The sequence below is a fragment of the Actinomyces gaoshouyii genome (genome assembly GCF_002076915.1).
In the GTDB taxonomy this organism is placed as follows: Bacteria; Actinomycetota; Actinomycetes; order Actinomycetales; family Actinomycetaceae; genus Actinomyces; species Actinomyces gaoshouyii.
Genome location: NZ_CP020468.1, coordinates 2092267 through 2113806 on the forward strand (window position 1 = coordinate 2092267; position 21540 = coordinate 2113806).

Genomic DNA, 21540 nt, shown 5'->3' on the forward strand with positions numbered 1-21540 from the left:
GGGGACCAGGGGCCTGCGGTCAGCGGCGCCCGGGAGCGAGGGCCCTCCCGGGCGGCGCGGCACGGGGCCTCGCGCCTTCGACGGGGCGCGAGGGGCCTCAGTGGGCCTGGTTGTAGGCCTCGCGGATCGGGGCGGGAATGCGCCCGCGGTCCGAGACCTCCATGCCCTGGCTGCGGGCCCACTCACGGATCTTCTGGGTCTCAGCCGAGGAGCTGGAGCCCCGACGGCGGACATTGCGGCGACCGGAGACGCGACGGGCCTTGGAGGACCACTCCTCAATGGACTCGCGCAGCGCGGCGGCGTGCTCGTCATTGAGGTCGATCTCATAGGTCACCCCATCCAGGCCGAAGGTGACTGTCTGCGACGCGGCGGACTGGTCGATATCGTCGACGAGGATGATCTGGGTCTTCTGGGCCATGGTTCACTCTTCTCTTCGTGACGTCGGAGGATTGCCGAGATGAATCCTCTTGCGAGTACCCTGAAGGATAATGGAGGAATACGGGTCGCGCAATATTGCTCCATGATTCGCCGCTTCGGACTCTATACATTTCCTCTGCAAGAACCCTGAGAGCAGCGCTCTTCTGATCGCGGAGGAGGGCCGCGCAGCACGGGATTCGATGAGCGGGCGGCCGATGAGCGCGTCCCCCTTATGCGCCGCAGTCCGCCGAGGAGACCGCGGAGCGGCGCGAGTTCCGGGCGGGCCGATAGGGCGCGCAAGGCGCGGTCGGAGGGAATGGAGGAAGGCCCGCAAGAGGTGCGGACGGGTCGAATTCGCGCACCTCGAGCCCCTGATCGCGGGCCCGCCAAGGAGAGAGGACCCGGGACGGCTGATCCCAGGGCCCTGGTCGAGCCACCTGTGGGAATCGAACCCACGACCTATTCATTACGAGTGAATCGCTCTGCCGACTGAGCTAAGGTGGCGCGCCGCTAACGACGGCGTGAGGACTCTACAGTGCGCAGCGCGCCGGGCGCAACGCGGGAGCCACCGCCGCCCCGTGGCGCTGAGCACAGCCTCGGACCACCTCGGACCATCTCGGACTGCCTTAGACTGCCTCGCACGTGAATCGGCGCGCGATGGCCCGGACGACGGCGAGATACCGGGCATGACGCGCATCGGCGCACGCCATGGCACCTGTCGGCGCACGCTGGCGCACGCCGGCACAGCCACGCACACCGCACCCGATCGGGCTCCGCCGCATTCGCGGCGCCCCCCAGGCCACGTCCTCCCCTGGAAAGGACCAGCAGCATGTCACAGCAGACAGATCCCCTCGCCAGCACGGCGTTCCCCGTGGCGCATGACAAGGGGGACGCCGGTTACAGCAAGGAGTTGAAGAACCGCCACCTTCAGATGATCGCCATTGGCGGCTCGATCGGCACCGGCCTGTTCCTGGGGGCCGGCGGGCGCCTGGCCCAGGGCGGAGCGATCCTCATCGTCGCCTACGCGATCTGCGGCGCCTTCGCCTTCCTCATGGTGCGCGCCCTGGGCGAACTCGCGATCCGCCGTCCCTCCTCGGGCGCCTTCGTGTCCTACGCGCGCGAGTTCCTCGGGGAGAAGGGCGCCTACATCACCGGCTGGTTCTTCTTCCTCGACTGGGCGGTGACGGTCATGGCGGACATCACCGCCGTCGCCCTATACCTGCACTACTGGGGCGCTTTCAGGAGCGTTCCCCAGTGGGTTCTCGCGCTCATCGCGCTCGCCCTGGTCTTCGTGCTCAACATGCTCAATGTCAAGATGTTCGGCGAGGCCGAGTTCTGGTTCGCCCTCATCAAGGTGGCGGCGATCATCTCCTTCATGCTCGTGGCCATCTGGGCGATCATCAGCGGCGCGGAGGTGGGCGGCCACACGGCGGGCCTGGACAACATCACGCAGCACGGTGGTTTCGCCCCCGCGGGAATCGGGGTCGTCCTCACCCTCACCCTCGGCGTCGTCTTCGCATTCGGGGGCACGGAGATGGTGGGCGTGGCCGCCGGCGAGGCCGAGGACGCGATCGCCGTGCTGCCCAAAGCGATCAACTCGATGATCCTGAGGATCTTCGTCTTCTATGTCGGTTCCGTGCTCCTCATGGCCTTCGTCCTGCCCTACACCTCCTACTCCAAGAATGAGTCGCCCTTCGTCACCTTCTTCTCCGGGATCGGCGTCCCCCATGCCGGGGACATCATCCAGGTGGTCGTCCTGACCGCGGCGCTGTCCAGCCTCAACGCAGGGCTTTACGCCACCGGCCGCACGCTGCGCTCCATGGCCGTGGCGGGCGAGGCGCCCGGCCTCGCGGCCGGCCTCAACAAGCACCAGGTGCCCGCGGGCGCCATCGCCATCACCTCCGCGCTGGGCCTCGTGGGCGTCGCCCTCAACGCCTTCCTCGCGGAGGACGCCTTCAACATCGTCATGAACCTGGCGGGCATCGGCATCGCCGGCACCTGGGTGGCGATCCTCGTGACGCACCTGGCCTTCCTCAAGCGGGTCGATCAGGGGCTGGAGGAGCGCCCGGCCTACCGGATGCCCGGCGCCCCCTACTCCAACTACGTCGCGATCGCCTTCTTCGCCCTCATCGTCATCGCCAATGTCCAGCAGCCCGAGGGCCGGTGGACCCTCGCCCTGTTCGGCCTCGTCATCGTCATGATGGTGGCAGGCTGGTACCGGGTGCGGGGCCGGATCCGCAGCGATCTCCTCGACCACGTCCTCGACGAGGCGACCACCGGCCCCGACGACGAGCAGAAGCCGCAGTAGCCGCCCGCGGCGGAGCGGGCGGGAAGGAGCAGGAGGGCCCCATGGGGAGCGTCCACATCATCTACACCGGCGGAACCATCGGCATGGTGGACTCGCCCCAGGGCCTCGTCCCGGGGGCCGATCTCGCCGGTTGGCTCGCCGGTCTCCTCCCCCCGAGCCGCCCGCCGGCCCCCGGCCTCGAGGCACTGGAGTCGACGTCGCTGGCGGCCCTGGAGCCGCTCATCGACTCCTCGAACGCCACGCCGGAGTCCTGGCAGTCGATCGTCGAGGCGGTCCGCGCGCACGCGGCCGACCATCCCGGAGAGCCGATCGTCATCCTCCACGGCACGGACACCATGGCCTACACCTCGGCCGCCCTGTCCTACGCCCTGGCGGGCATGGAGGCGCCCGTCGTCATCACCGGCTCCCAACTGCCGCTCGGGGCCGAGGGCAGCGACGCCGAGGCAAACGTCCTGGGGGCGGTGCGGGCGGCCGTCAGCGGGCGGGTGATCGGCGTCGCCCTGTTCTTCGGCGGCCTGCTGCTGGCAGGCGGCCGCGCCACGAAGTCCTCCTCCTGGGACTTCGCGGGCTTCGCCTCGCCCATGGCCCCGCCGCTGGCCCGCACGGGCTCCGACGGCGCCCCCTGGGAGTGGTCCGAGAACCACGGGGCCTCCGGGGCCTCCACCTCCCCCACCGCCTGGACGGAGCCCAGGCCCTACGCCCGGCACGACGTCGTCGTCCTCGATATGGCACCCGGCATCACCGGGGCGCGCCTGTCGGCGCTGCTCGACCCCCTGCCCGAGGCGGTCATCCTGCGGGCCTTCGGAGTGGGCAACGTGCCCAGCGACGAGCCCGGGCTGACCGAGGCGATCGCGCGGGCGATCCGGGCTGGGACCGCGGTCTTCGTCGCCTCCCAGTGCCACCAGGCCGAGGTGCTCCTCGGGCACTACGCCACCGGGGACGCCATCGCGCGGGCGGGCGCCGTCGGCACCGCCGACATGACCCTGGAGGCGGCCTACGCCAAGGCGCAATTCCTCCTGGCCCAGGGCCTGGCCGGCACGGCCCTCGCCGAGGCGATGGGGCGCCCGATCGCGGGCGAGCTCAGCCCTCGCAGGTAAGGCCCTCGACGGGCATCGTGCCCTTGAGCAGGTAGTCATCCACGGCTGTGGTCACGCACGTGCCCGCGCGGCCGTAGGCCGTGTGCCCATTGCCCTTCCAGGTCAGCAACTGGCCCGAGTCGAGCTGATCAGCCAGCGACTGGGACCACTCGTACGGCGTGGCCGGGTCCCCCGTCGTCCCGATCACCAGGATGGGGTTGGCCCCCGAGGCGTGAATCGCCTTGCGCTCATTGCCCGACGAGTGCCCCCAGGCCCGACAGGAGACATCGGTGTACTGCAGGCTGTCGCCGAAGGTCGGGGAGGCCTCCTTGATCTCCGCCGCCTCCTCATCCCAGGAGGCGGCGTCCCCCGAAACGGGGAAGTCCGCGCAGTTGATGGCGCTGATGGCCTCATCGCCGTTGCCGGAGTATGTGCCATCGTTGCCGCGCTGCGCAGCGGCATCGGCGAAGTACAGGAGCATGGCGCCGTCGGGCTGCCCGTCATCCGTCGTCTTGCCCATCGCCCGGGACAGGGCGATGCTCAGCTGGGGCCAGACCTCCGACTGGTAGAGGGGAACCATGATCCCGGAGATGGCCAGGGAGCGGGTCAGGGGGCGCTTCTCATCCGAGGTCCCGATCGGGGCGGCCTTCAGGGAGGCCAGGAAGTCCTGGATCTGCTTGATCCCGTCATCCACCGAGCCCGTCAACGGGCAGTCCGACCCCGACTGGCAGCTCTCCACATAGGCCCGCAGCGCGCTCTCGAAGCCCTTCGCCTGGCCCAGCGCCATCCGGCCGCCGCCGATCGCGGGGTCGACGGCGCCGTCGAGGACGAAGCGGCCCACGTTGCCCGGGAAGAGGTCGGCGTAGGTCGCCCCCAGGAAGGTCCCATAGGAGTAGCCGAAATAGGTGAGGGCGGAGTTGCCCGTGACGGCGCGCAGGATATCGAGGTCTTTGGCGGCCGAGACCGTGTCCACGTGGTCGAGCAGGGCAACGGGCCGGGTCCTGGCCCGGCACTTGGCCTCGCGCTCGGCGGTCTCCTCGGCCACAGCAGCGCGCTTCTGCTCCCCCGTGGCGTCATCGGGAAGGCTGGAGGACTCCGTCCCGGAGCGCTCGGCATCCAGCTCGGCATCGGTCAGGCAGTCGATCGCCGTGGACGCGCCCACCCCGCGAGGGTCGAAACCGATCACGTCGTAAGCGGTGACGACATCTTTGGAGAATTGGATCGATGTGACCTGGGGGAGGATGTCGACGCCGGAGCCGCCGGGGCCGCCGGGGTTGATGAACAGCGTGCCCGTGGCCGCATCGGCCGAGGCCGAGCGCTTCTTCATCGCGATCTGGATCGTCTCGCCGCCAGGGTTGTTGTAATCCAGAGGCACCGTCACGCGCGCGCAGCTCATCGTCCCAGGCCCCATATCGCCACTGCGCTCAGTCATACCGGCATCCTTCTTACACGGGTACCACTCCACGCTCTGGCTGTAGAACGACTCCAGACCAGCAGGGATGGAGGCAGCGGCAGCGCCGGTGGCCCGGGTGGCGCCAGGGACTGACGGGTTGCCGCAGGCCGACAGCGCCGCTGCGGCGGTGAGAGCGGACAGGGCGGCCAGGATCTTGATCCGGCGGGGACGGGAAGAGGCGTCGAGAGTGCTCACGCCGTCAGCTTAAACGCCCCACTCCGGGAACCCCTCCTCCCCGAGGGGGGAGAACGCCCCGGGGATGTCCTTGCCGAGGAGGACAAGGGCCGCACCGCGCGATCGCTGGGGTCGTCACGGACGCCCGTGTGGTTGTGGACGCGCTTCGGGGTTGCGGACGCGTCCCCGGAGCGCGTCGGCAACCCCAGCGCACGTCCACGACCCCGCCGTGGGCGGCACCCGGCACTGGCGCGCCCCGCCCACGCGTAGCCTGTCCGCATGAGCCGATCCGACGACGTCGCGCCGCCCACCGCTGATCCGCGCGCGCAGATCAAGGAGTTCCTCACCTCCCGCCGCGCACGGGTGACCCCGGACAAGGTGGGGCTGCCCGTCGTCGGGGCGGGCAGGCGCGTGCCCGGCCTGCGGCGCGAGGAGGTCGCCATGCTCGCCGGCGTGAGCGTCGACTACTACACGCGCCTGGAGCGCGGATCGCTGGCGGGCGCCTCCGCCGAGGTCCTGGAGTCCCTGGCCTCCGCCCTCCTGCTCGACGACGCCGAGCGCGAGCACCTCCTCGACCTCGCCCGCGCGGTCTCCCCCGCCGGCAGGCAGCGCCGCCGAGCACGCCCCGGGCGGCGGTCCGCGCTCCGCCCGGGAACCCGCTGGATCCTCGACGCCATGCATGTCCCCGCGATCGTCCGCGACGGCCTGGGCCGCTGCCTGGCCGCCAACACATTGGCCCGGGCCCTCTACGCCCCGCTCTTCATCGACCCGATCCCCGAGATCGCCGACGACACCCCCTCCCTCACGCGCTTCATGTTCCTCGATCCGCGCGCCCACGACTTCTTCCCCCACTGGGACATCGGCGCGGAGGACAGCGTGGCGATGCTGCGCCTGACCAGCGGGGCCGATCCCACGGAGCCGGATCTGACGGCGCTGGTCGGCGAGCTGTCCACCCGCAGCCGTGAATTCGCCGGGCTGTGGGCGCGCCACGATGTGCGCTACATCTGCCGGGATTCCAAGGTCATCCACCATCCGCTGGTCGGGGAGATCACTCTCGCCTGCGAGCCCGCGGCGATGGCCTCGAGCCCGGGGCTCACCCTCGTGTCCTACGCGGCCGAGCCGGGCAGCCCGAGCGAGGAGGCGCTGCGCCTGCTCAGCTCCTGGGCAGCCACCGAGTCGGCCGCGCCGGTCGGGCAGCGCGACGCTCTCAGCGCGCCTGGGGGCGCAACTGGATCATGAGGGCCTCGACGGCAAGCAGCGGCGCGGCGTTGGAGCGCAGCCTCCCGCGGCACTCCTCGATGGCGGCGATGCGCGCCAGTGACTGCTCAGGCCCGGTGGAGGCGGCCGCCCGATCGATCTGCTCGGCCAGGTCGATGTTGACGCGTTCGACATCACTGCCCATCTGCGCGGCCAGGACGTCGCGGTAGAAGGAGAGCAGGTCGATCATGGCCCGGTCGAGCACATCGGTTCGGGCCCGCTTGGCCCGGCGCTTCTGGTCCTCCTCCAGGGCGCGGATCTGGGCGCGCAGGGCGGGTGGGACGCGCCCCTCCCCCTCCAGGCCGAGGGCGCGCATGAGATCGGCGCGCTCGGCGGCGTCACGCTCAGCGGTGCGGGTCTGGGCCTCGGACTCGGCGCTCTCGACGAGGTCGGCGGCGGCGAGCACGGCGTCGCCCACGCTTCGCAGGGACACCGGGGCGTGCAGGAGGCGGCGACGGCGCTCCCAGGCGTCGGGGTCGGTGGCCAGGTGGCGGGCGAGGCCGATATGCGACTGGCTGGCGCGGGCAGCACGGGCGGCGAGAGCGGGGTCGGCGCCGTCACGGCGCACGAGGAGGTCGGCGACGGCGCCCGCGGGTGGGATGCGCAGCGTGATGAGTCGGCAGCGCGAGCGGATGGTGGGCAGGACGTCGTCGGCGCTGGGGGTGCACAGGAGCCACACGGTCTGGGGCGGCGGCTCCTCGATGGACTTGAGCAGGACGTTCGTGGTGCGCTCGGCCATGCGATCGGCGTCCTCGACGAGGATGACGCGCCACCTGCCCGTCCAGGGGCGGCGCTGCGCCTCACCGATGAGCTCCTTGACCTCGTCGAGGGTGATGATGAGCTTCTCGGTGGCCAGGCGGACGACGTCGGGGTGGGCACCGCTCATGACGTCTCGGCAGGGCTTGCACTGGCCGCACCCGGGGACGGGCCCGGTGCACTGCAGGGCGGCGGCGAAGGCGAGCGCGGCGTTGGAGCGGCCCGAGCCCGGCGGGCCGGTGATGAGCCAGGCGTGGGTCATGGCGGACCCGGAACCGGTGGCGCTCGGGGGAGCCTCAACCCCGCTGCCGGCCCGGGCCTCCCGCTGCTCGGCGAGACCCCTCGCGGCCGCGGCCGCCCCGCACAGGACGGAGATGACCGCCTCCTGCCCGACGACGTCGTCCCAGACGCTCATGCCCTCTCCCCCCCGGGGCCGCTCAGGCGCGCCGCGGCCCGGAGGAAGGCGGCATGGGCGTCCGGAACCGCTCCCCGCGATGGCGCTCCCACGCTCACCGCGCCGGGGCGGGCCATCAGGAGCGCAGCAATGCGCCGGTTGACATCCTCGGCGACCTCCTCGATGGTCCGCCGGGCGTCGAGGACGGCGAAGCGCTCGGGCTCGGCGTCGGCCAGGGCGAGGAACTGCTCGCGCAGGGCGGCGCGGAAGGCTGCGCCCTCGCTCTCCATGCGGTCCTTGGCGCCCCTGGCCCCGGTGCGGCGGTCGGCCACGGACGGGTCGGCGTCGAGGAGGATCGTCAAGTCCGGGAGCAGGGAGCCGGTAGCCCATTCGGACAGGGACCGGACCTCGGCGGCCCCCAGGGAGCGGGCGGCGCCCTGGTAGGCGATGGAGGAGTCGAGGTAGCGGTCGGTGAGGACCACCTCGGAGCGCCCCAGGGCGGGGCGGATGAGCTCGGCGACGTGCTGGGCGCGGTCGGCGGCGTAGAGCAGGGCCTCGGCGCGCGGGTCCACCGCTCCCCCGTGCAGCAGGAGGCGGCGGATCCGGGCCCCCAGCTCGGTGCCGCCGGGCTCGCGGGTGAGGCGGTAGTCGATCCTGGCGGCTGCGAACACGGTGGCCAGGCGCTTGATCTGCGTGGTCTTGCCGACGCCGTCGCCCCCCTCGAAGGAGATGAGCAGGCCGGGGAGGGGCGGGGCCGCGGGCAAGGGGGCGTCGGTCACGGATCCAGGGTAGCGGCGCGCGGTCGGGGCCGCGCGCCGCCTCCGCCCCCCTCCTCAACCCTCTACAGCGCCGCGCGACTCCGGAGCGGCGCTGTCCTGCGCCGTCGGAGCGACGCTCGCCGCGAGCGCCCCCGTCCGGGCGGGAGGGGGCGGGGCGCTCAGCGGGCGCCGACGATCGAGTGACTTCCCTCACTCCAGTTGTAGACGCGCATCACGATTGGTACGATTGTACCAATGGTACGCACGTACCAAACAGGAGGGCGATGCCGCCCTCCGGAAGCACTCGGGGCCCCGAGCCCCGCACCATTGACACCCCTGAGACCACACCCTGAATCCATCACCGCATCAGCCCAGGGCGACGCCGCCCCGGGCCACCCCGCGCGCGCCCTCGCCGGGCGCCGCGCCAGATTCCAGAGGAATAGGACGCGATGCTCACGCCATCCATCGACTCAGAGATCGGTCGCCTCCAGACCGTCATCATCCACCGGCCCGGCAAGGAGATGCTGAGGCTGACCCCTGAGAACAAGGACGAGCTCCTCTTCGACGACGTCCTATGGCTCGAGAGGGCCCAGCAGGAGCATGACGAGTTCGCGCGAGTGCTGCGCAGCCGCGGCGCCCAGGTGCTCTACCTGCAGGACCTGCTCGCCGAGACCCTGGAGATCCCCGAGGCGCGCGCCTTCCTGCTGGGCGCCGTCCTGTCCGAGGACTCCACGGGGCTGGCGGCCTCCCCCGCCATCCGCCAATGGGCCGAGAGCGTGGAGGCGCCCGCACTCGCCGAGACCCTCATCGCGGGGATCACCAAGGAGGAGCTCCTCGAGCGCATCCCGGGTGTCTCCTCGATGGTCCTGGCCTCGATGGACCCCGAGGACCTTCTCATCGGCCCCCTGCCCAACCACCTGTTCACCCGGGACACCTCCTCCTGGATCTACAACGGCGTGTCGATCAACTCCATGTCGCGCCAGGCCCGGCGCCGCGAGTCGCTCAACTACCGGGCCATCTACACCTGGCACCCGCTCTTCGCCGCCGGAGGCTTCCCCATCTGGTCCGATGGCACGGTCAGCCCCGCGCTGTCCACCGAGGGCGGGGACATCCAGATCATCGGCAACGGCGCCGTGCTCATCGGCGTCTCCGAGCGCACCTGCCCCCAGGGCGTGGAGCGCTTGGCCACCCAGCTCTTCGCCGGGGGCGTGCGCGAGATCGTCGCCGTCAAGATGAGGAAGACGCGCGCCCAGATGCACCTGGACACCATCATGACGATGGTCGACCACGGCACCTTCACCAAGTACGCCGGCGCGGGGATGCTCCCCACTTTCACCCTGCGCCCCGGTGAGCGCGAGGGCGCGGTGGACGTCATCGAGAATCCCGCCGAGGCCATGCACGACGCCATCGCCGCCGCCCTGGGCATCGATGAGCTCATCGTGCTCACGACTCCCCAGGACAGCCGCGCGGCCGCCCGTGAGCAGTGGGACGACGGCGCCAACTCACTGGCCGTCGCGCCCGGTGTGATCATCACCTACGAGCGCAACGTCAACACCAACGAATACCTCACCTCCATGGGCATGGAGGTGCTGACCATCCCCGGTAGCGAGCTCGGCCGGGGCCGCGGCGGCCCGCACTGCATGAGCTGCCCCGTGATCCGCGAGCCCCTCGACTCGTGACTACTCTTCCTCCCATCGCCCACATTCACCTCAATTCCGATGAAGGACGGATCGACATGACCCACCCTCTGCACAACCGCCACTTCCTCAAGGAGACGGACTTCACCACCGCCGAGTGGATGAGCCTGCTGGACCTCGCCGCCCAACTCAAGGCGGACAAGAAGGCCGGCAAGGAGGTCCAGCGCCTCAAGGGCAAGAACATCGCCCTCATCTTCGAGAAGACCTCCACGCGCACCCGCTGCTCCTTCGAGGTCGGCGCCGCCGATCAGGGCGCCCACACCACCTACCTCGACCCCTCCGGCTCGCAGCTGGGCCACAAGGAGTCCGTGGCGGACACCGCCCGCGTGCTCGGGCGCATGTACGACGGCATCGAGTACCGCGGTGACGATCAGGCGAAGGTCGAGACCCTGGCCGAGCTGTCCGGCGTGCCCGTGTGGAACGGCTTGACCGACGCCTGGCACCCCACCCAGATGCTCGCCGACCAGCTGACCATGATCGAGCTGGTGGACAAGCCGATCACCGAGATCTCCCTGGCCTACCTGGGCGACGCCCGCAACAACGTCGCCAATTCCCTGCTGGTCTCCGGCGCGCTGGTCGGCATGGACATCCGCCTGGTGGCGCCCGAGGAGCTCCAGCCCGAGGCCGAGGTCGTGGCCATCGCCGAGGAGCTCGCCGCCACCTCCGGGGCCCGCATCACGATCACCGACGACGTCGACGAGGGCGTCAAGGGCGTCGACTACCTCTACACCGACGTGTGGGTCTCCATGGGCGAGCCCAAGGAGGTCTGGAACGAGCGCATCGCCCTGCTCAAGGACTACCAGGTCAACGGCGAGCTCGTGAAGCGCACCGGCAATGACGACGTCAAGTTCCTCCACTGCCTGCCGGCCTTCCACGACCGCAACACGAAGGTCGGCCAGCAGCTCTTCGAGGCCACCGGAATGGACGGCCTGGAGGTCACCGACGACGTCTTCGAGACCGAGCGCAACGTCTCCTTCCAGCAGGCCGAGAACCGCATGCACACCATCAAGGCCGTCATGGTCGCCACCCTGGGCGACTGGGAGGACTGACCCATGCGCATTGTCGCTGCCCTGGGCGGCAACGCCCTCATGCGCCGGGGGGACAAGCCCGACGCCCGCACCCAGATCGCCAACGTGCGGTCAGCAGCCAAGCAGCTGGCCCTGCTGGCCGAGAAGCACGAGCTCATCATCACCCACGGCAACGGCCCGCAGGTCGGCGTGCTCGCCCTGGAGTCCGCCAATGATGACCGCCTGAGCGAGTGCTACCCCTTCGACACCCTGGGCGCGGAGACCCAGGGGATGATCGGCTACTGGCTCCTCCAGGCCATGCAGAACGCCCTGCCGGGCAGGCAGGTCGCCTCCCTGGTGAGCCAGACCCTCGTCCTGGCGGGCGACCCGGCCTTCGCCAACCCGACGAAGTTCGTCGGCGAGGTCTACGACGAGGCCACCGCCAACCGACTGGCCTCCGAGAAGGGCTGGACGGTCAAGAAGGACGGCGAGCACTACCGCCGCGTCGTCGGCTCGCCCAGGCCCCAGCGCGTCATCGAGACCCGGATGGCCCGGGCCCTCCTCCACGCGGGCGCCGTCGTCATCTGCGCCGGGGGCGGGGGCGTGCCGGTCATCCGCAATGAGCACGGCAAGCTCCAGGGCGTCGAGGCGGTCATCGACAAGGATCTGACCGCCGCGGTCCTCGCCGAGCACCTCGACGCCGACGCCCTGCTCATTCTCACCGACGTCGACGGCGTCCAGGAGGGATTCGGGACGCCCGAGGCCAAGCGCGTCGACCGCGCGACCCCGGCCTCGCTGCGCGCCATGGACCTGCCCGCGGGCTCCATGGGCCCCAAGGTGGAGGCCGTGTGCCGCTTCGTGGAGCTCACGGGCGACATGGCCGCCATCGGCCGCCTCGAGGACGCCATCGGGATCATCGAGGGCACCTCCGGGACGATCGTGACCCCGGGCGGGAACTACGGCGGGCCGGACGACATCCGGCCGCCGGTCCCCGACCGCACGACCAACTGACCGGGCGCCGATCGGCCGTCAGCGCCCGGCACGCCCACGAGCCCCAGGAAGGAGGTCTCCCTTCCGCTAAGCGGATACGTCAACCATCCATTCGATGCATCGATACCCGCGGCGAACCGCCGCACTCACAAAGGAGTGATTCTTCCATGACGAAGATCGTGAACTCGTGGAACGACTTCGACCCCCTCAAGCACGTCATCGTCGGACGCGCCGACTTCTCCGTCATCCCGCCCGAGGAGCCCGCCACCAGCGAGAAGGTGCCGATCGACTCCGAGATGCGCGGCATGTGGGGCCCCCGCCCCACGGAGACCGTCGAGAAGGCCAACGCCCAGCTCGACTACCTCGCCAAGGTCTGCGAGGACCACGGCGTCATCGTCGACCGCCCGACCCCGCTGCAGTGGAACCAGCCCGTCATCACCCCGGACTTCCGCACCGACTCGATGATGACCTGCATGCCGCCCCGCGACATCCTGCTGACCATCGGCAACGAGATCATGGCCTCGGCCAACTCCTTCCGCTGCCGCTACTTCGAGTACCTGGCCTACTGGCCCCTCATGAAGAAGTACTTCGACGAGGACCCGGAGTTCAAGTGGACGCAGGCCCCCCGCCCGCGCCTGACCGACGCCTCCTACAAGCACAACTACTACGACGAGAAGATCTCTCTGGAGGAGCGCCTCGAGCGCACCGCCGCGAAGGACTTCGTCACCACCGAGGCCGAGCCCATGTGGGACGCGGCCGACGTCCTGCGGCTGGGCAAGGACCTGTTCATCCAGCACGGCCTGACCACCAACCGCACCGCGATGGAGTGGTTCAAGCGGTACTACCCGGACCTGCGCATCCACGCCGTCAACTTCCCGGGTGACCCCTACCCGATCCACATCGACGCCACCTTCGTGCCGCTGCGGCCGGGGCTCATCATCAACAACCCCCACCGTCGCCTGCCCGAGGAGCAGAGGAAGATCTTCGAGGCCAACGACTGGCAGATCGTCGACGCCGCCATGCCGGCGCACGAGACCCCGCCGCCGCTGTGCTACTCCTCGGTGTGGCTGTCCATGAACTGCCTGGTCCTGGACCACAAGACCGTCATCTGCGAGGCCAGCGAGGTCCACCAGATGGAGCAGATGGACAAGCTCGGCATGAACGTCATCCCCGTCCCGTTCCGCGACGCCTACCCGTTCGGCGGTGCCCTGCACTGCGCGACGGCGGACGTCTACCGCGAGGGCGGCTGCGAGGACTACTTCCCGAACCAGGTCGAGGACCCCACCCTCGTCTGACGCACCGAGTCCCCGGGGGCCGGTCCTCCCACCGGCCCCCGGGGGCCACCCACCTGACCAGGCGATCGCGCCCGGTCCCTGTGCCCGCCGGGGCCTTCCAGGCAAAGACGCCTGAACCGGATCCACCACGTGCAAGGACGCATAGGACGCACCCCCATGAACGACACCTCGACCACCCCTGACCTCAAGGCCGCCGATTCCACCTACGTCATGGACAAGAGGCTCGGCGCCATCGCCATGATCATCTCCGCCACAGGCATGGGCCTGGTGGGAACGTTCAGCCGGGGCGCCACCGATGGCCTCATCCCTGACGACAAGGCCGTCATCGGCTCCTTCCTCGCCTCGGGCCGTATGCTCACGGGACTGGTGGGCTTCACCGTCCTGCTCCTCGTGACCCGCAAGACCGCACTGTTCCGCGCCACGCGCCTCAGTCCCGCCATCGTCATGGGAGGGATCTCCATCGGCCTGTCCCTGGGCTGCTACATCTCCTCCACGCTGCTGACCACGATCGCCAACGCCGTCTTCCTCATCTACACCGGACCGCTGTTCTGCACGATCCTGGCGAGGATCTTCCGCAAGGAGAGGATCAGCCCGCTCAGCGGCCTCTTCCTGCTCATCGTGTTCATCGGCATGCTGATGACGATCGGGATCATCGACTACACGGACGGATCGTTCTCTTTCGGGCTGGACCTGTCAGTGAGCTCCTCCGACTACCCGAAGAAGACCCTGGGGGACCTCCTGGGCCTGCTCTCCGGCGTCTTCTACGGCATGGCCCTGTTCTTCAACGGGTACCGCAAGGACGTGGACTCCATCGTCCGCGGCGCATGGAACTTCGTGTGGGCCTCCGTCGCGGCGCTGGGCATGGCGCTCATCCTGCGCCCCTGGCACGGGGTGAGCGCATTCACCGGCTCCAACTGGGGCTCGGCCGCACTGCTGTTCATCTTCAGCGGACTGGTCGCACTCGGGTTCCTCGTGGTCGCCGGGAGGAACCTGCCCGCCGTGGAGATGTCCACGATCTCCTACTGGGAGTGCCCGGTAGCGGTCATCTGCGGCATGCTGATCTTCCACGAGCAGCTGACCCCTATCGGTATGATCGGTGGAGCCCTGATCGTGGGCGGAGGCTTCGCCCCGATCATCGTCGATGCCCTCGCTCGCGCCGGTAAACGCTCTGTCGCTACCGCCTGAACTCATCGACGGCCGCTCCCGCCCTCCCATGGCACGAGGAGCGGCCGTCGCCACTGAACAAGCCTGACAGTCCACGAACCCGGAAGAGGCACCCCATGACCACCGACGGCAGTACCGCTCCTCCCCCCTCGACAGCGATCAGCAGCAGCACCCGGGGGGCGACGGTGCGCCGAGCGGCGGCGGCGTCCTTCATCGGCAATTTCATCGAGTGGTTCGACTACGCCTCGTACGGGTACCTCGCCGTCGTCATCGGCAAGGTCTTCTTCCCCGAGAGCGACTCCTCCGTCCAGCTCATGTCCACCTTCGCCGTCTTCGCGATGTCCTTCCTCCTGCGGCCCGTCGGCGCCGTCGTCTGGGGGGCCTGGGGGGACAGGTTCGGACGGCGCTGGGCGCTATCGTGGTCGATCCTCATCATGTCTGGCTCCACCTTCCTCATCGCCTTCCTGCCCGGGTACTCGATGATCGGCCTGGGCGCCGCCGTCCTCCTGCTGCTCCTGCGCCTCGTCCAGGGATTCTCCGCCTCGGGCGAGTACGCGGGCGCGGGCACCTTCCTGGCCGAGTACGCCCCCGCGGGCAGGCGCGGCCTGTATACCTGCCTCGTGCCCGCCTCCACGGCGACCGGGCTGCTCGCGGGCTCGACCCTGGTGGCTCTGCTCCACTGGCTCCTCGACGATGCCTCCATGGATTCCTGGGGCTGGCGCATCCCGTTCCTGCTTGCCGGCCCCCTGGGCATCATCGGGCGCTACATCCGGGTGCACTTGGAGGACTCCCCCGCCTTCCAGGAGATGAACGCGCAGCTCGAGGCCGCTTCCGGACCGTCGCGGCGCACGCCCGTGCTCGATGTGCTGAGCAGGCACGGCCGGACGGTAGCCATCGCCTTCGGAGTCTCCTGCCTCAACGCCGTCGGCTTCTACCTGCTGCTGAGCTACATGCCCACCTACCTGCAGGAGGAGATCGGCATCGGGGAGGGCATCTCCAACCTGCTGACCTCGACCATGCTCTGCGGCTATATCTCCTCGGTCTTCCTCATGGGGCACTTCTCGGACACCGTGGGGCGACGCACGATGCTCATCGGCGCCTGCGTGGCCTTCATCGCCCTGTCGGTGCCGCTGTTCTGGATCATGGAGGGCGGGAACATCTGGGTCATCCTCGCCTGCGAGCTGCTCTTCGCGGTCATCCTGACCGCCAACGACGGAACCCTGGCCACCTTCCTCGCCGAGTCCTTCCCCACCGAGGTGCGCTACTCCGGCTTCGCCCTGTCCTTCAACACGGCGAACGCCCTCCTCGGCGGCACGGCACCCTTCCTCGCCACCTGGCTCATATCCGTCACCGGCTCCCCCCTGGCACCCGCGGTCTACCTCAGCGTCGTCGCGCTGGCCGCGCTGGGCGCGATGATCGTTGCACCGGAGCGCTCCGACGCCGACCTCACCGCCTTCACCCAGGAGGGCCCGAAGTCCCCGGCCTGCACGTCATCCCACTGAGCGGCCTCGCCCCGTGCCGACGGCGGGCGGCCGACAGGCACGAGATCTCGCAGGTCCCGGGGGTCTTCTCACACGCCGTCATCTCGATTCACATCCCAACGGCGCCGTTTTGGCCTTATCGTGTCAGCATGTGCAGCGCCGTGGACGTGACCAGTGACCGGCGGGAGAAGGCGTCGACCGCCAAGGGGGAGGCCCGCAAGCAGGCGATCATCGACGCCGCGGCCGCCATCATCCGCGAATCCGGCCCGAAGGAGGTCACTCATCGAGCCGTGGCCCAGCGCGCCGGGTGCTCGTTGTCGGCCACCACGTACTACTTCGACGGCCTCGATGACCTCCTCCACCAGGCCGGCACGCTCAACATCAGCCTGTGGGCCGCGCGCGCGGAGCGGGTGGCCGACGCCGTCGAGGCCCTGGAGCACCGGCCCGACCCCGATGAGCGGATCGAGTACCTGCTGCGCGCCACCCTGCCGAAGAGCGGCCCGTACCTCGGCCACTACCTCCAGCTGATCTCCGCCGGCGCCTCGGCGCCTGTCGGATCGGCCTACCGCGAGGGGCGCCAGCGGCTCAACGCCGCCATCAGCCGCATTGCGGAAAGCTTCTCGCTGCGCTACTCGGCCGAGATCATCATCGCGGTCGTCGACGGCGCCGCCGTCACCGCGCTGTCCGAGTGCCGCGACGTGCGCGAGACCGCGGCCGCCCTCGTTCGCGCCCTCGCCGAGACCGGTCGAAAATAGGAGCGAGACCGGTCCGCGGACCGGTCTCGCTCCTATTTTCGACCGGTCTCGGCGGAGGTGGACTTCTTCTTCGCCGTCGTCTTCTTCGTGGCGGTCTTGCGGGTGGTGCGCTTCTTGGCCGGGCCCTTGGCGCGCTTCTCGGCGAGGAGCTCGTAGGCGCGCTCCGGGGTCACGGTGGCCGGGTCGTCGCCACGGCGCAGCGTCACGTTCGTCTCGCCGTCCGTGAAATAGGGGCCGAAGCGGCCGTCCTTGATGACCACGGGCTTGCCGGTGGCCGGGTCCGTGCCCAGCTCGCGCAGGGGCCCGCGCGCGGCGGCCTGACCACGGCGGGTCTTGGGCTGGGCGAAGAGCGCGAGCGCCTCCTCCAGGGTCACCGTGAAGATCTGCTCCTCACTGGCCAGGGAGCGCGAGTCCGTCCCCCTCTTCAGGTAGGGCCCGAAGCGCCCGTTCTGCGCGGTGATGTCCACGCCCTCAGCGTCCTGGCCCACCACGCGCGGCAGGCTCAGCAGGTCGAGCGCCTGCTCCAGGGTGACGGTGGACAGGTCCATGGACTTCAGCAGGCTCGCCGTGCGCGGCTTGGGCCCGGCGGCCTTCTTCGCGCCCCGCTTCCTCTTCGCCCCCGACGCCGTCGCCTCCTGCGCGTCGGCCCCGCCCTCCGGGGCGGGCAGCACCTCCGTGACATAGGGCCCGTAACGACCATCCTTAGCGATAATCGTGTGCCCTGTAGAGGGGTCCGTGCCCAGCTCACGGCCATCATCGGCAGCCCGCTCGAACAGCTCACGCGCCTTGACGACCGTCAGCTCATCCGGGGCAAGGTCGGCGGGCACGTTAGCGCGCTTGCCCTCCTCATCCTCCAGGTAGGGGCCGTAGCGCCCCACCCGCAGGGTCATGCCCTCACCAATCGGCACGGAATTAACAGCCCGAGCATCGATCTCCCCAAGGCTGTCAAGCATGGCGCGCAAGCTGCGCTCGCCATCCTGGCCCCCTCCCCCAACACTCCCAGCATCCTCCACGGACCCCACAGCATCCGACAAACCCGCCCCATCAGCCCCGAAATAGAAACGGGCCAACCAAGCACCCCGATCCGCCTCCCCAGCAGCAATACGGTCGAGGTCGGCCTCCATGGAGGCGGTGAAGTCGTAGTCCACCAGCTCGGCGAAGTTCTCCTCCAGCAGGCGGGTGACGGCGAAGGCCAGCCAGGTGGGCACGAGGGCTTGGCCGCGGTGATCCACGTAGCCGCGGTCAGAGATGGTGGACATGGTGGCTGCGTAGGTGGAGGGGCGACCGATCTCGCGCTCCTCCAGGGCCTTGACCAAGGAGGCCTCGGTGTAGCGCGGCGGCGGCGTGGTCTCATGCCCGGCGGCCTCGGCGCCGAGGGCGGCGAGCGCCTGCCCGGCGATCATGGCGGGCAAGCGCGTCTCGCGCGGCTTCGCGCCCCCACCTCCGGCGCCACTGCCCGTGGTGCCCGCCCCAGCAGCGCCGCCGGCCTCACCGCTGCCGCCGGCCTCACCGGCACTGCCCGCCACGGCCTCGGAATAGCGCTCGGCATCGCGCCCCTCCTCGTAGGCGGCCAGGAATCCGCGGAAGGTGATGACGGTGCCCGAGGCGGTGAAGGAGGCTGTGGAGAAGGTCTGCCCGGAGTCTCGCGAGCCGCCATCGGCGGGCGCCAGGGGCACCTCCACGCGGACGGTCGCGGTGGAGCCGACGGCGTCGGCCATCTGGGAGGCGACGGTCCGCTTCCAGATGAGCTCGTAGAGGCGGAACTGCGCGCCACTGAGTTCTCCACTGACCTGCGCAGGGGTGCGGAAGTGGTCGCCGGCGGGCCGGATGGCCTCGTGGGCCTCCTGGGCGCCCTTGGTCTTCGTGGCGTAGACGCGCGGCTTGGCGGGCACGTACTCGGGCCCGTAGAGCTCGGCGACCTGCGCGCGGGCGGCGGCCACGGCCTGGCCGGAGAGCACCGTGGAGTCGGTGCGCATGTAGGTGATGAAGCCGTTCTCGTACAGGCCCTGCGCCACGCGCATGGTCTCACGCGGGTTCATGCGGAGCTTGCGGGAGGCCTCCTGCTGGAGGGTGGAGGTGGTGAAGGGAGCAGCAGGACGCCGCTTGTAGGGCTTCTCCTCAACCTCGGCCACGCGCGGGACGGCGCGCATAACGGCCTCGGCGATGGCCTTGGCCGCGCCCTCGTGGAGGTGGACGGTGCTCGCCTTGCGGGCCGACGCCGTCAACTCGCCGCCGTCGGTGAAGTCGCGCCCGGTCGCCACGCGGCGCCCGTCGAGAGCGGCCAGACGGGCAGTGAAGGAGCCCTCAGCGCGGGCGGCCGCATCGAGCCCGCTCAGGCCCGTGCTCAGGCGGGCCTCAACGCCCCAGTAGCCGGCGGGCACGAAGGCCATGCGCTCGCGCTCGCGCTCCACCACGAGGCGGGTGGCCACGGACTGCACGCGCCCGGCGGACAGGCCCGCGCGGACCTTGCGCCACAGAACGGGGCTGACCTCGTAGCCGACGAGCCGGTCGAGGATGCGGCGGGTCTCCTGGGCGTCCACGCGGTGGGAGTCGATGTCCCGCGTGGAGTCCAGGGCGCGGGTGACCGCCTCCCTGGTGATCTCGGTGAAGGTCATGCGCTTGACCGGCACCTTGGGCTTGAGGACCTCCAGGAGGTGCCAGGCGATGGCCTCGCCCTCACGGTCGTCGTCGGTGGCCAGATAGAGCTCGTCGGCCTCCTTGAGGGCCTTCTTGAGCTGGGTGACGGTCTTCTTCTTGTCGGGGTTGACGACGTAATACGGCTTGAACCCGTCCTCGACGTCGACGGCGAAGCGCCCGTAGGGGCCCTTCTTCTCCTCGGCGGGCAGCTCTGAGGGTTGGGCGAGGTCGCGGATATGGCCCACGGAGGCCTCGACATCGTAATCGGGGCCCAGGTATCCGGCGATCGAGCGGACCTTGTTGGGGGACTCGACGATGACGAGCTTGCGGGGCACGGGGAACCTTCCTGCGACGTTGGAAAACCGCCGTGCGCGCATCAGCGGACGGCACAACCTCGACGCCCCTTGCGGGCGCCCGAACCGACTCTAACCCATCGGCGCCCGACGATCCCCGCCCTGCCGGGGGGATCTTCCGGAGTCAGGACAGTTGGCCGAGCGCGGTGACGATGGAACCGATGAGCCGGTGAGCGGCGGCGGAGTCGAAGGGCAGGTCGATCGTGCGGCACTCGGCGGCCAGCGCCGCCATCGGCCGCACCTCGGGCGCACCCTGCTGGGCGAAGGAGCGGACCTCCCGCATATCCCGGTCGATGGTGCCGGCCGGGTCGACGGCGCGCGTCGCGGCTCTGTCATCCACCCACTGACGGGTGCGCCGGGTGATCCGGTCGATCTGCGGGGTGACGGCGCGCAGATCGGCGTCGAGGGCCTCCGCGGCCTGGCGGGCGCGGGCGCAGACGGCGTCCATAGCGCCGACGACAGAGTCCAGGGACTCGCACAGGTCGGAGATGGAACCGACCGGGTCCTCCTCACTGCCGTCGAGGATCGAGCGGGAGAAGCGCCCGACCATGAGGGTCATGAGCCGCATGAGGGCCACTGAGAAGCGCAGGTCGAGGACGCCGTCACGCGCCGCGCTCATCCGTTGCGGCAGCGCCCGCAGGGCGGGGGCGGCCCGGCCGGACAACTCGACGACGCGCTCGGCGATCTCGTCACTGCGCATGCGCTGCCAGGAGGTGCGGTCCTGGGCGCCCAGGACCCGACCGGTGAGCTCGACGCGCTCGGCGACCTGGAGCATCGATTCCCTCGTTGCCTCCAGGGAGCCCAGGAGCCTGAAGTACTCCTCGAGCTGGAAGACGAGGCGGTTGGTGGAGCGCTCGAGGTCCGCAGCGGCGCGCAGGATGTCCGCGACGGGCCCGCTCACGCCGGCGGCGTCCGGCACGCGCACACCCGCGGAGACCAGGGCGCTGACCTCCGCGGGCAGGAGAGCGCGGGTGGCGTCGATGAGCGCGGGATAGCCCAGGCCGGCCAGCTCGATGGCGAGCTCGACGGCACCCATCTCACCGATCTGGGAACGGGAGGCCCCCCGGCCGGCGAACTCGCGCTCACGGGCCCGCACGCGGCGGTAGGCCTCCTCGATGGCGCGCCGGGCGTCCTCGCGCAGAGGCTTGGTGCGCACGGAGAGGAAGCCGCCGCGGATCGGGACGACGGTTGCGAAGACGCGGTAGTCGACGCCGTCGGCGGCGCGGTTGAGGACGTAGGCGCTCACGGGCCGCCCGGCGCCCAGATCGTCCCACATGAGCTTGAACAGGCCGGCGGGCATATCCAGGTGGCGGACGATGCTGTGCGGCGCGCGCTGGAGGCGCTCCCGCGAATAGCGCGACAGGGAGTCGAAGGTCCGATTCGTACGACGGATGACGCCCTTGGGGCCGGTGGTCGAGAAGAAGATGTCCTCAGGGTCGAAAAATCTCTCGTAGCCGATCTGCGATTCCATCGTAGATGTCCTTTTCTGCTGCACCAGGGAAGAAGCCGACGAGCGCGGGGAGACGTCGGCATGACAGGAACCTACCAACGAAGGTCGCTTTTCGGAC

The 21540-nt window shown here is 70.0% G+C and carries 16 protein-coding genes and 1 tRNA gene; 10 read left to right on the forward strand and 7 right to left on the reverse strand.

The window, feature by feature from the left end:
• Positions 1-97: 97 nt before the first annotated feature.
• Positions 98-418: a histone-like nucleoid-structuring protein Lsr2 gene (locus B6G06_RS08735; protein ID WP_080462186.1), complete on the reverse strand. Its 321-nt coding sequence runs from the start codon at positions 416-418 to the stop codon at positions 98-100.
• Between the two features lie 430 nt (positions 419-848).
• A tRNA-Thr gene (locus tag B6G06_RS08740) sits at positions 849-921 on the reverse strand.
• A 325-nt stretch (positions 922-1246) separates the two neighbouring features.
• On the opposite strand from B6G06_RS08740, the gene B6G06_RS08745 reads away from it, so the two are divergent.
• Positions 1247-2725 (forward strand): amino acid permease, encoded by a 1479-nt coding sequence (locus tag B6G06_RS08745; protein ID WP_080462187.1) that lies wholly within the window; start codon positions 1247-1249, stop codon positions 2723-2725.
• Between the two features lie 41 nt (positions 2726-2766).
• Positions 2767-3822 (forward strand): asparaginase, encoded by a 1056-nt coding sequence (locus B6G06_RS08750; RefSeq protein ID WP_080462188.1) that lies wholly within the window; start codon positions 2767-2769, stop codon positions 3820-3822.
• Here B6G06_RS08750 and B6G06_RS08755 read toward each other — a convergent pair.
• Positions 3806-5449 carry an alpha/beta hydrolase gene (locus B6G06_RS08755; protein WP_081171898.1) on the reverse strand — a complete coding sequence of 548 codons (1644 nt, stop codon included), beginning with the start codon at positions 5447-5449 and terminating at the stop codon, positions 3806-3808. The genes B6G06_RS08750 and B6G06_RS08755 overlap by 17 nt on opposite strands.
• Positions 5450-5707: 258 nt before the next feature.
• Here B6G06_RS08755 and B6G06_RS08760 point away from each other — a divergent pair, with 258 nt between their 5' ends.
• Positions 5708-6667, forward strand: a complete 960-nt coding sequence (locus B6G06_RS08760) for a helix-turn-helix domain-containing protein (protein ID WP_081171899.1) — start codon at positions 5708-5710, stop codon at positions 6665-6667.
• Here the strand turns inward: B6G06_RS08760 and B6G06_RS08765 are convergent.
• Together B6G06_RS08765 and tmk are read right to left on the reverse strand one after the other, a co-directional pair.
• Entirely contained in the window at positions 6636-7856 is a 1221-nt protein-coding gene (locus B6G06_RS08765) for a DNA polymerase III subunit delta' (RefSeq protein WP_080462191.1), read from the reverse strand. The genes B6G06_RS08760 and B6G06_RS08765 overlap by 32 nt on opposite strands.
• A complete protein-coding gene (gene tmk, locus B6G06_RS08770) occupies positions 7853-8614 on the reverse strand; it encodes a dTMP kinase (RefSeq protein ID WP_081171900.1) in 762 nt (253 codons plus the stop codon). Before tmk ends, B6G06_RS08765 begins: the two co-directional genes overlap by 4 nt.
• 428 nt (positions 8615-9042) lie before the next feature.
• Here tmk and B6G06_RS08775 point away from each other — a divergent pair, with 428 nt between their 5' ends.
• The 7 genes from B6G06_RS08775 (at position 9043) to B6G06_RS08805 (ending at position 16982) form a co-directional block, all read left to right on the forward strand.
• Positions 9043-10272, forward strand: coding sequence for an arginine deiminase (locus B6G06_RS08775; protein WP_080462193.1), 1230 nt, complete (start codon positions 9043-9045; stop codon positions 10270-10272).
• A 56-nt stretch (positions 10273-10328) separates the two neighbouring features.
• Positions 10329-11339, forward strand: a complete 1011-nt coding sequence (gene argF, locus B6G06_RS08780) for an ornithine carbamoyltransferase (protein WP_080462194.1) — start codon at positions 10329-10331, stop codon at positions 11337-11339.
• A 3-nt stretch (positions 11340-11342) separates the two neighbouring features.
• On the forward strand, positions 11343-12308 hold the full coding sequence (locus B6G06_RS08785; protein WP_080462195.1) for a carbamate kinase: 966 nt from the start codon (positions 11343-11345) through the stop codon (positions 12306-12308).
• A 146-nt stretch (positions 12309-12454) separates the two neighbouring features.
• Positions 12455-13582, forward strand: coding sequence for a serine/threonine protein kinase (locus tag B6G06_RS08790; RefSeq protein WP_080462196.1), 1128 nt, complete (start codon positions 12455-12457; stop codon positions 13580-13582).
• Positions 13583-13738: 156 nt separating this feature from the next.
• On the forward strand, positions 13739-14767 hold the full coding sequence (locus B6G06_RS08795) for a DMT family transporter (protein ID WP_229657837.1): 1029 nt from the start codon (positions 13739-13741) through the stop codon (positions 14765-14767).
• A gap of 95 nt (positions 14768-14862) precedes the next feature.
• A complete protein-coding gene (locus tag B6G06_RS08800; protein WP_081171901.1) occupies positions 14863-16248 on the forward strand; it encodes an MFS transporter in 1386 nt (461 codons plus the stop codon).
• A gap of 128 nt (positions 16249-16376) precedes the next feature.
• A complete protein-coding gene (locus B6G06_RS08805) occupies positions 16377-16982 on the forward strand; it encodes a TetR/AcrR family transcriptional regulator (RefSeq protein ID WP_080462198.1) in 606 nt (201 codons plus the stop codon).
• A 32-nt stretch (positions 16983-17014) separates the two neighbouring features.
• Here B6G06_RS08805 and topA read toward each other — a convergent pair whose 3' ends face one another.
• Both topA and B6G06_RS08815 read right to left on the reverse strand, forming a co-directional pair.
• Positions 17015-19954 (reverse strand): type I DNA topoisomerase, encoded by a 2940-nt coding sequence (topA, locus tag B6G06_RS08810; RefSeq protein ID WP_125898909.1) that lies wholly within the window; start codon positions 19952-19954, stop codon positions 17015-17017.
• Positions 19955-20096: 142 nt separating this feature from the next.
• A complete protein-coding gene (locus tag B6G06_RS08815; protein WP_080462200.1) occupies positions 20097-21443 on the reverse strand; it encodes a diguanylate cyclase in 1347 nt (448 codons plus the stop codon).
• Positions 21444-21540 lie beyond the last annotated feature (97 nt).